At 72.1% G+C, this 12,407-nt stretch carries 11 protein-coding genes and 1 pseudogene; 4 read left to right on the top strand and 8 right to left on the bottom strand.

Features of this window, described 5'->3' with window-relative positions:
• Nucleotides 1-82: 82 nt before the first annotated feature.
• Nucleotides 83-297 (top strand): annotated as a pseudogene (locus tag ACZ68L_RS11325) (hotdog family protein); the annotation flags it as partial.
• A gap of 51 nt (nt 298-348) precedes the next feature.
• Here ACZ68L_RS11325 and ACZ68L_RS11320 read toward each other — a convergent pair.
• From ACZ68L_RS11320 to ACZ68L_RS11305, 4 genes are all read right to left on the bottom strand, one after another.
• Complete coding sequence (locus ACZ68L_RS11320) at nt 349-1,815, bottom strand: sialate:H+ symport family MFS transporter (protein ID WP_469576144.1); 1,467 nt, start codon at nt 1,813-1,815, stop codon at nt 349-351.
• Between the two features lie 63 nt (nt 1,816-1,878).
• Nucleotides 1,879-2,559, bottom strand: coding sequence for an N-acetylmannosamine-6-phosphate 2-epimerase (locus ACZ68L_RS11315; RefSeq protein ID WP_469576143.1), 681 nt, complete (start codon nt 2,557-2,559; stop codon nt 1,879-1,881).
• On the bottom strand, nt 2,556-3,701 hold the full coding sequence (locus ACZ68L_RS11310; RefSeq protein ID WP_469576141.1) for an ROK family protein: 1,146 nt from the start codon (nt 3,699-3,701) through the stop codon (nt 2,556-2,558). The genes ACZ68L_RS11315 and ACZ68L_RS11310 overlap by 4 nt, the downstream gene beginning before the upstream one ends.
• Complete coding sequence (locus tag ACZ68L_RS11305; RefSeq protein WP_469576140.1) at nt 3,698-4,657, bottom strand: dihydrodipicolinate synthase family protein; 960 nt, start codon at nt 4,655-4,657, stop codon at nt 3,698-3,700. The genes ACZ68L_RS11310 and ACZ68L_RS11305 overlap by 4 nt, the downstream gene beginning before the upstream one ends.
• Before the next feature lie 154 nt (nt 4,658-4,811).
• Between ACZ68L_RS11305 and ACZ68L_RS11300 the strand changes: the two genes are divergently transcribed.
• Nucleotides 4,812-5,510 carry a FadR/GntR family transcriptional regulator gene (locus ACZ68L_RS11300; RefSeq protein WP_469576138.1) on the top strand — a complete coding sequence of 233 codons (699 nt, stop codon included), beginning with the start codon at nt 4,812-4,814 and terminating at the stop codon, nt 5,508-5,510.
• A gap of 104 nt (nt 5,511-5,614) precedes the next feature.
• Here the strand turns inward: ACZ68L_RS11300 and ACZ68L_RS11295 are convergent, their stop codons facing one another.
• Complete coding sequence (locus ACZ68L_RS11295) at nt 5,615-6,205, bottom strand: TetR/AcrR family transcriptional regulator (RefSeq protein ID WP_469576137.1); 591 nt, start codon at nt 6,203-6,205, stop codon at nt 5,615-5,617.
• Between the two features lie 115 nt (nt 6,206-6,320).
• On the opposite strand from ACZ68L_RS11295, the gene ACZ68L_RS11290 reads away from it, so the two are divergent.
• Nucleotides 6,321-7,442, top strand: coding sequence for an ABC transporter permease (locus ACZ68L_RS11290; protein WP_469576135.1), 1,122 nt, complete (start codon nt 6,321-6,323; stop codon nt 7,440-7,442).
• A complete protein-coding gene (locus tag ACZ68L_RS11285; RefSeq protein ID WP_469576134.1) occupies nt 7,439-8,131 on the top strand; it encodes an ABC transporter ATP-binding protein in 693 nt (230 codons plus the stop codon). Before ACZ68L_RS11290 ends, ACZ68L_RS11285 begins: the two co-directional genes overlap by 4 nt.
• Nucleotides 8,132-8,245: 114 nt before the next feature.
• Here the strand turns inward: ACZ68L_RS11285 and ACZ68L_RS11280 are convergent, their stop codons facing one another.
• The 3 genes from ACZ68L_RS11280 to ACZ68L_RS11270 all read right to left on the bottom strand — a co-directional run bounded on the left by ACZ68L_RS11280 (nt 8,246) and on the right by ACZ68L_RS11270 (nt 12,239).
• Nucleotides 8,246-9,430 (bottom strand): FAD-dependent monooxygenase, encoded by a 1,185-nt coding sequence (locus tag ACZ68L_RS11280; RefSeq protein WP_469576132.1) that lies wholly within the window; start codon nt 9,428-9,430, stop codon nt 8,246-8,248.
• A 115-nt stretch (nt 9,431-9,545) separates the two neighbouring features.
• Nucleotides 9,546-10,988, bottom strand: coding sequence for a sialidase family protein (locus tag ACZ68L_RS11275; protein ID WP_469576131.1), 1,443 nt, complete (start codon nt 10,986-10,988; stop codon nt 9,546-9,548).
• A 234-nt stretch (nt 10,989-11,222) separates the two neighbouring features.
• Nucleotides 11,223-12,239 (bottom strand): acetylxylan esterase, encoded by a 1,017-nt coding sequence (locus ACZ68L_RS11270; protein WP_469576130.1) that lies wholly within the window; start codon nt 12,237-12,239, stop codon nt 11,223-11,225.
• Nucleotides 12,240-12,407 lie beyond the last annotated feature (168 nt).

Here is a 12,407-nt window from a genome sequence, read left to right as displayed (position 1 = left end):
GCCGGATCAGCGAGCCGGGCACGCGGGCCCGGCCTGATCCGAACGAGAGGCCCCAGGCCCCGGCCGGCACCGTAGCCGCCAGGGCGTGGGGCGCGCCCTCGACCACGGGGTCGACCGGGTCCGCCACCCGGCGCCGGTGCCGGTCGGCAGCGGGGTCCGGCTGCACGCCTCGATCGCCGGGGTGAGGGAGGTCGCGCGCGTGGCGGCGTCGAGATGACCCGGTCGTCCACCTTCGAACTCGAAGGGCCCGCGAAGCCGGCGTGCGTGGCGGAGTCGTTGACGCACTCCTGTCCCTGAGGGGCGGGGCGAGGGCGCGTCGGGCGCCGGTGGCGAGGGGGACGGCGCGCCTCACCCGACGACGGTCCGGGCGCTCGCGCCCCGCTCCGCTTCCGGCGGTGCCGCGAGGTGGTCCCACTCCGCCTCCGGGTCGGTCAGCCGGTTGAGCCGGGCCGGCACATCGAACCCGACCAGCAGCACCACGATCACCGTGCCGGCGAACGTGAGCACGGCCAGCGCCTGTCCCAGATCCATCCCGGACGCCAGATGCGCGCCCAGGACCGGGGCCACGGCACCGCCCAGCGCGCCCACGTTGTACGTGAAGCCGAGCGCCGCGCCCCGGCTCTCGGTCGGGAAGTGCCCGCCGATGTACCGGGGAAGCAGTCCGGAGATGCCGAAACTGGTCGCCTGGAGCAGGAAGAGCAGGATGCCGAGCAGCAGCAGATTGTCGTGCACGGCGAAGACCGGATAGACGAAGGCCAGCGAGGCCAGCAGCGTCAGCGCGTACGCCTTCTTCGCCCCGATCCGGTCGCCGAGGAAGCCCGCGGTCCAGCAGCCGGCCATGGTGCCGAAGCCCGCGAAGTACAGGACATCGGTGACCTGGCCGGTGGTGTAGCCGAGTTCGGTCTTCAGATACGTGGGCAGCAGCGCCTGGATCGGCCACGAGTACAGGAACGCGAAGAACAGCGTCACGATCATCGACAGATACAGCACCCAGCTCCGCTTCCCGCCGAGCTGTACGGCGAACGCGGCGAGCGCGAGTCCGGCGACCACCGAGAGCACCGGAACCATTCCGGCACCGCCCGGGGTGAAGACCAGAAAGAGCGAGACGGTGGCGAGGACGATCAGAACCGTGTTGACGGCGGCCCGGACACGGGTCACGAACAGCGGCCGGAACGGGTTGGGCCTGGCCCCCTTCTCCGCCACGGTCGCCGTCCACTCCTCGGCCTCCGGCAGCGCGCGCCGCATCCACAGCGCGATGGCGATCGGTATCAGGCCCAGATAGAACATCCACCGCCAGCCGAGCGACGGCACCACCCACGTGTAGACCTGTGCGGCGAGCACCGAGCCGACCGAGAAACCGGAGATCAGAAAACCGCTGGCCCGGCTGCGGAGCCGCGCGGGCCAGCTCTCCATGACGTACGTGGCGCTGGCACTGTACTCACCGGCCATGCCCATGCCGATGGCGAGCCGGGCCGCGAACAGACTCTGGTAGTTCCAGGCGAATCCGCAGGCGAAGGTGCCGAGCGAGTACAGCAGGATGCTCAGGACCATGGAGAGCTTGCGGCCGTACCGGTCGCCGATGGCGCCGAGCACCGCACCGCCCAGCCAGCGGGTGATGAACGCACCGGAGATCAGGCTCGCGGCCTGCACCGTGCTCAGGCCGAAGTCGTCACTGATCTCGGTGAGCACGAGCGTGATCAGCACGAAGTCGAAGCCGTCGAGGACGTAGCCGATCCAGGCGGCGAAGAACGACTTCCACTGGGTGCCGCTCACTTCGCGGTACCAGGGGAGCGATGGAGATGATGTGGTCTGCACGGTGACTCCAGGATGCGGGACGGCGCTCGCCGTTGAGCGGCCGGCCCGCGTGGTGGGGACAGGTCAGCGCCGGGCGATGCCCGCGACGAAGCGGGCGGTCAGGGCGGTGGGGGCGGTGATGGCGGTGCCGACGACGACGCTGTGGGCGCCGCGGGCCAGGGCTGCGGCGGCGTCGTCGGGCGTGTTGATACGGCCTTCGGCGACGACGGGGACGTCGATCGCGGCGGAGAGCGCGGCGACCAGTTCGAGGTCGGGGCCGGTCTGTTCCGGTGTGCCGGGGACGTAGCCGGAGAGCGTGGTGGAGACGAAGTCCGCGCCCTGCCCGGCTGCCGCGATGCCCTCGGTGAGCGTGGAGACATCGGCCATGACCAGGGCGCCGGCCCCGTGGACCGCCGCGACCAGCTCGGCGAAGGAGGAGCCGTCGGGGCGCGGCCGGTCGGTGGCGTCCGCGGCGACGACGGCGGCGCCCGCCTCGACGATCGCCAGGGCGTGCCGGACGGTCGGGGTGATGTAGACGCCCACGTCACCGTCCTTCCACAGACCGATGACCGGCAGATCGACGGCCTCGACGATCGCGGCGACGACGGCCGGTTCGTTGGCGCGGATCGCCGCACCGCCGCCCGCGACGGCCGACCGGGCGAGTCGGACGAGGGTGCCGGTCTCCCGCATCGGGTCGCCGGGGGGCGCCTGACAGGACACGATCAGCCTGCCCTGGAGGGAAGTGGCCAGTTCCTGTGCTGTCATCGAGCGGCTCCTGGGTGTCCTGGGTGGTGGAGGGGAAGAGTGGTGGTCAGGGCGGCGGCGCCGAGCACGGCCGCGTCGGCGCCGAACAGCGGCGCCTCGGGTACGAGTCCGCGCAGCGGCGGCATCAGCTCCGCGGCGAAGGCGGCGGTCAGGGCGTCCCCGTACAGCGGGCCGATCCGCGGCACACCGCCGCCGACGACGACCCGGTCGGGCCCCAGCGCGTTGGCGAGTCCGCCGAGCACATGACCGGTGGCGGCCGCGCCGACGGTGATGGCGCGGACGGCGGCGGCGTCCGACCGCGCGGCACGGGCGGCGACGGTTTCGAGCCGGTCCACCGGAGAACCGGCCAGCCGCTCGTAGTGGGCGACGATGCCGGGCCCGGAGGCGATGACCTCCAGATGCCCGGTGGCGCCGCAGGTGCAGGGCAGCCCGGCCGCCTCGGGGCTGGGCAGATGGCCGAGGTGCCCGGCGATCCCGGCGGCGCCGTGCAGCATCCACCCGTCGACGGCGATCGCACCGCCCACGCCCGTACCGACCGCCACGAAGAGCAGCGACCCCCGGCCCGGACCGTGCGCGCCAGGTGCCAGGCGGTCCGGTCCGCCCGCTCCGGGAGACCTGCGGCCCGCTTCGGGCGCGAGGGGCTCCGCATGGTCCGGTCCGCCCGCTCCGGGCGTGTCCGACGCCGCATGGTCGGGCCCGTCCGGTCCGGCCGCGCCCGACGACGGCCCATGGCCCGTCCGGTGCGCCCGCAGTGCCGCGAGTTCCGGTCCGGCCGTGGCGCGTACGTCGTTGTCGCAGGCCACCGGGAGCCCGGTACGGTCCGCGAGACCGGCGCCCAATGCGGTGCCCGCCCAGCCGCGGATGGAATCGGTGGCGCTGGTGACCACGCCGGTACGGGGATCGACGACCCCGGCCGCCGCGATCCCGAGCGCGGTTGCCCGCCGCCCCGGGTCGACGGCGGCGGCGGCCCCGGCGAGTGCGTCCAGCACGGCGGCCGCGCCCTCCAGGGCCGGGGTGGGCCGGGTGTGCCGGGCCAGCACCGCACCGTCCGCGTCGAAGAGCGCGGCGGCGATCTTCGTGCCGCCCAGATCGAGGCCGATCACGAGGGCGCCGGTGCCGCCGGACAAGGTGGCGGAACTCATCGGACCGGCGGCAGACCGGCGGCGCGCAGGCGCTGGGCGACCAGTCCGACCGACTCGGCGCCCAGCCGGATCTGCGGGAAGGCGGTGTCGCCGCACTCGATGATGCCGAGCAGGTGGAGCGCCGCCTTGAAGGAGCCGAGCGCCGAGGAGCTGCGGCCCATGTCCGCCTCCGGCCCGACGTCGACCATGCCGAACAGCTCGACGAGCCGCTCCTGCTCCTTGGCGGCCAGTGCCCAGTTCCCGGCCCGCGCGGCGTCGTACAGCCGCACATAGCCGGCCGGATCGACGTTGCCGATGCCCGGTACGACACCGTCGACGCCGGCCAGCAGGGCGGCGTCCACGGTGAGTTCGGAGCCGGTGAGCACGCTGAATCGCGGTGCCGGGCCCTCCTTGCGGCCGTCCCGTCCGCCCAGTTCGACGAGCAGCCGGCGCAGTCCGCCCTCGTCGCCGCTGCTGTCCTTCAGACCGGCCAGCGTGCCGTCCTCGGCGAGCTCGCGCACGAGTGCGGCGGAGAGCTTGCTGTGCACGGCGACCGGGATGTCGTACGCGAACAGCGGCAGATCGACCGCCGCGCGCAGCCGCCGGAAGTGCTGGGCGATCTCCTTGCCATGGGTACGGGTGTAGAACGGCGCGGTCGCGACCAGGGCGTCCGCGCCCAGTTCCGCGGCGGACCTGGCGTGCTCGACGACGCGCGCGGTGGTGGTGTCGATGACACCGGCGAGCACCGGAACCCTGCCGTCGGCCACGTTGACCACGGTCTCCAGCGCCGTGGCGCGCTGTTCGTCGGTGAGGTAGGCGACCTCGCTGGTGGAGCCGAGCGCGAACAGCCCGTGCACACCACCGGCGACGAGGTGCTCGACGAGCCGCGCGAGGGACGCGGCGTCGACCTCCCCCTGGGAGTCGAGCGGGGTGCAGACCGGCGGGACGACGCCGTGCAGCGGTGCGGTCAGGGACATGTGAGGGCTCTCCAGCTCGGTCGGAACGCCGATCCGTGGCCCGGAGCGGCTACACGGATCGAGACATGAGACGTAAGATGTCCTATGTCTGGCCTCACCTTAAACAGATGCTCCTGTGACCGGTCAAGGGGCAATCGCATCTCAGGAGGACGTTGTGGTCCGCCCCACCATGGCTCAGGACATAGAGCGCCGGCTCAAGGAGCTGATCCTGGAGCGCAGGCTCGCCCCCGGCGACGCCCTGCCCACCGAGGCGGAGCTGATGGAGCTCTTCGGTGTCGGCCGGGTGTCGGTGCGCGAAGCCCTCAAGGCGCTCCAGGCCGTCAATGTCGTGGAGATCCGCCGGGGCTCCGGCACCTTCGTCGGCTCGCTCTCCCTGTCACCCTTCGCCGAGGGGCTCGCCTTCCGTGCCGCCGTGCGTCACCGGCAGGGCGAACCGGGCCTCTACGAGCTGATGAAGGTGCGCGAAGCCCTGGAGGCGGGCCTGGTCGGGTCCGTCTCGGCCGGTATCCCCGACGAGGACCTCGAAGTGCTGCGTGGCCTGGTCGCGCGGATGGAGGAGGAGGCCCGCGACGGCGGCCGGGTGGCGCGCGACACCGACCGCGCCTTCCATCTCGCGCTCTACGCCTCGCTCGACAACCATCTGCTCAGTGAGGTGCTGGACGCCTTCTGGGCGGCCATGGACCGGGTCCGCGAAGACCTCGACGACGGCCATCAGGACCCCGCCGCCATCTGTGTCCAGCACCGCGAGATCGTCGCGGCGGTCGCGGCGGCCGACGGAGAACGCGCGGTGCGCGCCATGCGCACCCACTTCGACGGCATCCGCTCCCGTCTGGAACCGGCGGCGGGCCGGTAACAGGCAACCGGTCGCCGGTCGCCGGTCGCTGGTCCCGGTTGCCGGGCGCCCAGGACCGGCGAAGGCCCGGGGCCGGGGGAGAGGGCGGCCTGAGTCCGCCGCCGTCACCGCCCCGCGGTGACCCCCGTGATCGCGGTGACCGCCATCCGTACCGCCCGCTCCGCCACCGCCGTGTGGTCGTCGCCCGACTCGATCGCCGTCGTGGCGGCGTTGACGATCCCCTGCAACAGCAGTGCCGTGCGCCGTGGATCCTCCTCGCCCAGCTCGTTGAGCGCGTCGATCAACGGGGTGAGCAGCTCCCGGTGGGCCCGCACCGCGCTCTCCCGCACCACTGTCGCGTCCCGGACCCCGGCCAGCGCCTGGGCGATCCGGTGTTCACCGCTGCGCACGAGCTCCAGCTGGGACGACACATACGCGGCAATCTTCTCCTCGGGCGTACCGGCCGCCGACATGCCGGCCCGGATGGCGTCCGTCCAGCGCGGCATCGCGTCCTCGACGACGGCGGCGAGCAGCTCGGGGCGGCCCGGGAAGTACTTGTACAGGCTGTTGCGCGCCAGGCCGGTGGCCCTGGCGACCGCCGTGAAGGTCACGTCCTCGGCGTCGCCGCCCTCCAGCAGTTCGCGCGCCGCCCGCACCAGGGCCAGCCGCTGCTGGGCGTGGTGCTCGACGACCGTGGCGGCTCTGATCCTGGGCACGCGCACAGTCTAGAAGCCCCGGCGCTCTTTCGACCCCCACTTGGCGACGCCGCGTCCCCATCGTCTATGTTGGCGACACACCGTCCCTAACATTCATCCATCGAAGGGAACCGCCGTGTTCCTCGCTCTGCTGGAGCTGCGCGCCGCCCGAGGGCGCTTCCTGCTCATGGGTTCCGTCGTGGTGCTGGTCGCCGCACTCGTCGGCATCGTCTCCGGCTTCACCACCGGCCTCGGCGACGACACCATCTCCGCGCTGCGCCGGCTGCCGGCCTCGCAGCTGGTGTTCTCCTCCGACGCGCGGTCCGACCAGTTCGCCCGCAGCCTCCTCGACGAAAAGACGGCTGACGCCTGGCGCAAGGACGCGAACACCGAAACGGCCCCGCTGGGCGTCTCCATCACTCGCGGTACGACGAACCGGGGCACCGAGGTCGATCTCGCCGCCTTCGGAGTCGAGCCCGACTCCTTCCTCAGCCCCTCCGTCACCCAGGGCCACGGCCTCGCGCACGCGGGGGCGGACAGCGTCGTGATGTCCGCCAAGCTCGCCGACGAGGGCGTACGGGTCGGAGACACCCTGGTCATCGACCGGCTCGGCATCAGGTTGCACGTCGTCGGAGCGACCGAACGCTCCAGCTACGGCCATGTGGCCGCCGCCTACGTGCCGTTGAAGACCTGGCAGCGCATCCGCTTCAGCACTCCGGGCGCGCCGGCCTCGTCCGCCGCCGCGATCCCCGACCAGTTCAGCGCCCTGGCCCTGCGCACCCCGGCCAAGGCCTCGACCTCCGACCTCGACGCGCGGCACTCCACCACCACCCTCACCAAGGAGAAGGCGTACGAGGCTGCGCCCGGCTACACCGGTGAACGCGTCACCATGAACTCGATCCAGGTCTTCCTCTACCTGATCGCCCCTCTGGTGGTCGGCGCCTTCTTCGCCGTATGGACCGTGCAGCGTCAGCCCGAACTCGCCCTGCTGCGTGCGCTGGGCGCCTCGCGCCGGCGGCTGCTCGCCCACACCGTGCTCCAGGCCGCCCTCGTCGTCGTCCTCGGCACCGCCGCGGGCGCCGTCCTGGCCGGAGCGGTCGGGCTGCTGGTCGGTGAACAGGTGCCGTTCAGCCTGCCCGCCGCCACCCTCGCCGTCACCATGTGCACCGTCGCGGCCGTCGGCCTCGCGGGCACCGCCCTGACCCTGCGGCGGGTCACCAGAGCCGACCCGTTGACCATGCTGGGAGCCAACCGATGAGCCTCGAACTGAGCAGCGTCACCGTCGCGTTCGGCCGCGCCGATGCCCGTACCACCGTCTTCGACGGACTCGATGTCACTTTCGAACCGGGCCGGATGACCGCCCTTGTCGGGCCGTCGGGCTCCGGCAAGTCCACGCTGCTCGCCGTCGCGGGCGCCCTGCTGCGGCCCACCGCAGGGCAGGTCCTGCTGGACGGTGAGGACCTCGCGCCGCTCTCCGACGCCCAGCGGGCCAAGGTGCGCAGGGAACGCATCGGCTACATGTTCCAGAGCGGCAATCTGCTCTCCGGTCTGGCCGCCGTCGAACAGCTCCTGGCCGCCGCGTACATCAGCGGCGAACGGCCCCGGGCACACCGTTCCCGCGCCGAAGAGGCACTGACCGTGGTGGGCCTCGGCCATCGACTGCGCCACCGTCCCGAACAGCTCTCCGGCGGCGAACGCCAGCGCGTCGCACTGGCCCGTGCGCTCTTCCTCTCCCCGAAACTGCTGCTGGTCGACGAACCGACCGCGGCTGTCGACCGCTCGCACGCCGGCGAACTGGCCGAACTGCTCGCCGAACGCACCCGGCAGGATCACTGCGTCACGGTCGTGGCCACGCACGACCCGGCCGTGGCGGACGCCGCCGAACGGGTCGTGGACATGGCCGAGCTGACCGCCGCCGCGGCGTCGGCCACGCTGCCCGCTCGCTGAACCCGCCGGCCGGACCCGTCCCGTGCACCCACCGGACGGGTCCGCCGGGTGGACTCGCCGAACCGACCCGCCGAGCCGACCCGTCGAGCCGACCCGCCCGGTGGCGGGGTTCCGTCACCGGCGCCGGACACTGCCGTACAGGTAGCTTCTGGCGCCGTTCAACGCGGCGCGGCTCCACGCGTCCACGTCGGCGGGCCCCATCGCCGGCCAGTCGGGCGTGTTCTCGACCAGTTCACGCCCCAGCCTGCGGCCCAGCTCGACCAGGCGGGCCCCCTCGGCGGTGCGCTCGTCCGCGTACCGTTGCAACGCCGCTGCCACCGACGGGGATTCGCGCAGCGCCCGCTCCAGACACAGCGCGTCCTGGAGTGCCTTGACCGCACCGCTGGCGGTGTGCGGTCGGGTGACACTCGCCGCGTCGCCCGCCAGCAGGAACGGGGGCTCCGCGGCCCGGGGCACGACGAAGTCGGCGACCGGATGGAGCGCCTGGGAGGTGTGCTCCGTCCGGGCGACGACATCGGCCCACTCCGCCGGGAAGTGCTCCTCCGCGATGCTCCGCACGTACGCGGCACCGACCGGCGTCTCCTGCTCCGTCTCCGGGGGAAAGCCGTAGATCGCGTAGGCCAGCAGCAGCGAGCCCGCAACGGCCCCCGGAATCACATAGAAGACACCGTGCCCGCCCGGAAATCCCAGGGTGATCCAGGAGGTCCGCAGGAGTTCGAGCAGCTTCGGATGATCGTTGAGCGAGCTCAGGGGAATCGTGCCCCGCCACACCAGATATCCGGCGGGAGCCGGCCGAACCTCCGGTGCGATCAGCCCGCGGGTGACCGACCGGTGCCCGTCGGCCCCGACGACGATGTCGTACTCCTGCTCCCCGCTCGCGGTACGGATCAGGGCGCGACCGGAGGAGGTCCGGCCGACGGAGACGACGGGCGACCCGCGGTGGTACCGGCTCTGTCCGGTGTTCGCACGCAACGCCCGCCACAGCAGACCCCAGTTGCAGGGCGTCACCGGGGACGCCTGCCGTGCCAGCTCGCGCGTCGACCGCCGCCCCGGCGTCCGCGCCAGCCAGACGCGGGTGGCGACCGGTGTCGTCGGCATGTCCGCGCCCAGATAGCCGCTCGCGACCAGCTCCTGATGCAGCGACGGCGGGATGACGATGCCGAACCCCCGGTCCTGCAACGCACCGTCGCTGCGCTCGTGGACGGTGACGTCCGCCCCGGCCCGTGCCCCCGCGATCGCCAGGGCGCAGCCGGCGATGCTGCCGCCGACCACCCCGATGCGTAAGCCTGTCACTGTCACCGCACGACCACCTGTTCTCCTGCTCGGATGCTCCGGGAGGTGCCGAACGCCTCCATCGTCGCACCCGCACGAGGGCGGAACGAGGACGCGCGGCACCTCCCGGAGGTCCGGTCCGCTACGGGGTCACGGTCACCGTCCGGCCGCCGGACGCCTGCAGCCCGGCCGTCCGGTACGTGGCGGTGAGCGCGGCGTCACCGGACGCCCCGGCCGCGACGGCGACCGGAACCTTGACGTTCGCGCCCTGGCCCGGGTCCAGCGTGGGGATCCGGACCTGCTTCGCCGTCCAGCCCGCGGGCACGGTCAGATCCACCGTGCCCTGCTGGCGCCGCACGTCCATCCGGTTGACCACGCGCACGGTCACCTCGGCGCCCGCGCCCGCTTTCAGGGTCGGGGGCGGAGTGATCGTGATGTCCGCGCAGGTGCCGCCGAGCCACTTCAGATCGAAGGACGAGTAGGTGATGTGCTGGTAGTCGGCCCGCTCGTAGAGCAGTCCGAGGCGGCCGTCGGGCAGCCTGGTCAGGGTCGAGTACGCCGCGGCTCCCGGGTCGACGACCTTCCTGATCGGCCAGGTCCGCCCGTTGTCGCAGGACATCTTCACCGTGAGGGTGCGCCGTGCCGAGGCGTCCTCCGTGTTGCTGAACAGCAGCCACGACGACTGCGGGTCGGACGGCGGGGCATCGGCGTTGTAGCGCATCACCGAGGCGTTGTTCGCCGGGTCGGTGAGCTGGGTGTCCTGGGTGAACGGGCTGTAGTTGACGCCGCCGTCGGTGGAGTACGCGATGGTCCGGTACGGCTTCGAACGGTTGTTGAGCATGATCCTGCCGTCGGACAGCTCGACGGTCTTGTTCTCGTCACCGCCGGGACCGACCGGATTGCCCATCTTCCAGGTCTCGCCGTGGTCGTCGCTGTAGGCGCTGGCCGCATGGTTGGCACCGTTGATGCGGACGGCGTACTGCTGGATCAGCCGGCCCTTGTACGGGCCCCGGCGCAGCTGGATGCCCTCGCCGGAGGCCGCGAACATGCCCGCCCAGGCGGGGTTCTTGATCTGCTTGGTGATACGACGATGGGTCCATGTCAGCCCGTCGTCGTCGGAGTAGCTGTAGTCGGCCTGGATGATGTCCGGGTCGGTCTCGTCGTTGCCGGTGCCGGAGCCGAAGAATCCCTGGTTCACCGAGGCCGCGTAGAACAGGAAGATCCGGCCGGTGGTGCGGTCGACGAGCAGGCTCGGGTCGCCGTAGCCCTGGGGAGCGGCGTCCTCGCGTACCACCTGCTGCGGCTTCCATGTCACACCTCCGTCGGTGCTGCGGCGCAGCACGACGGAGATGTTGCCGGGCAGGTCGCCGAGGGTGGGGCGGGCGTCGTAGGCCGCGAGCACCGTGCCCTTGACCGAGGTGGTGAGCGCCGGGATGCGGTAGTGGGGCGAGCCCACTCCGTCGACGGTCAGGTCCTGGGATGTCAGCTGACCGGCGGCGGTGGGGGAGGCGGCGTGGGCGGTTCCGGTCGCAGTGACCACCAGCATGGCGGCGCTGAGCAGGGCGACAGAGACTTTTCGCTGCATGGACGATCTCTCTTCTCGGAAGGGGTAGCGCTTCTCGGAAGGGTGGAGACTGTGGGACAGGACCCGGCGAGGACCCGGCAGGGCTCCCGCGAGGGGCCTGGTGAGCGGGACGCGAGGCCGCGGGGATCCGCGTGCGGTCGGTGACGGGATGCGCAACGAGCGGATTCGGCCGGTGGCGTCGGAGAGCCTCGGATCCTTGATCATGGATCGTCCGCGCACGGAAGGTGCCTGCGGTCAGGAACGGCCGGCTTCCCGCCCCGACGGCGGGCCCGCGAACAGGGAGCGCACCCAGGTCAGTTGCTCCCGCTGGTGATGTGCCGCGCCGCCCTCGTGCCCGTTGAACTCGTAGACCCGGACGTCCTTCGGCCCCGCGTAGTGGTGGTAGGCGGTGAAGCAGGTGGAAGGCGGGCAGATCTCGTCCATCATCGCGATCGAGAACAGCGCGGGAGCGGTGGCGCGGGTGGCGAGCAGTGCGGCATCGAAATGCGACAGCGTCGTGAACACCGTCCCGGCGCGGTCGCGGTGGAGCTTCAGATACTCGGCGATCTCGGTGTACGGCGGCCGGCTCGAAATCTCCGCGGCCCGCCGGAAGTTGCAGAGGAACGGCACATCCGGCATCACCCCGGCCAGCCCCGGCACGAGACCCGACACGGCCAGCGCGATGCCGCCGCCCTGGCTGACCCCGGTGACGACGATCCGGCCGGGATCGACCTCGGGGTGGGCGCGCATCGCCTCGACGCAGCGCACCGCGTCGGTGAACACCCGCCGGTAGTAGTACGTTTCGGGGCTCTCGATGCCGCGGGTGACGAAGCCGGGTACGGTGCCGGCCGCGCCGGCGTCCGTATCGGCGGTCGAGCCGGACGCGGCCGACCAGCCCTGACCGCGGGTGTCCATGATCAGATGCGCGTACCCGGCGGACACCCAGAGCAGGTTCTCGTGGGCGAAGCCGCGTCCGCGGCCGTAGCCGAGGAACTCGACGACGCAGCCGAGCGGTCCGGTGGCCCCGGCGGGCAGGTGCAGCCAGCCATGGACCGGTCGCCCGGCGAAACCGGGCAATGTCACATCGTACGTACGGATCCGGGCGAGCCCGGTATCGACGGGTGTGAACAGCGGCTTCTCCGCCGGACCGGGTCCCTCGGCAGCGGGTGCCGCGCCCAGGGTGCTCGACCAGAAGGCGTCGAAACCGGCGGGAACAGCCAGTTCGGGCCGGTAGTCGAGGCAGTCGGCGAGTGAGAGGTCCGTCAACGGCATGGAGGTGCCCTCCTGGGGTGGAACCGCGGTGCTGAACACTGGACATCGAGACAGAAGACGTCAGACGTCCTGTCGGCACACGGACCCTAGGCAGCCCTCGCGGTGGCCGTCAAGGGCCCCACCCCGCCAGGATCCACCCCGGTGGGGCCCAGGGACTGCATCGCTCCA

The organism is Streptomyces sp. NPDC104309 (assembly GCF_055584025.1).
The sequence above is the reverse complement of the archived record's forward strand: the minus strand, read 5'-3'. Positions and strand labels throughout refer to the sequence as shown.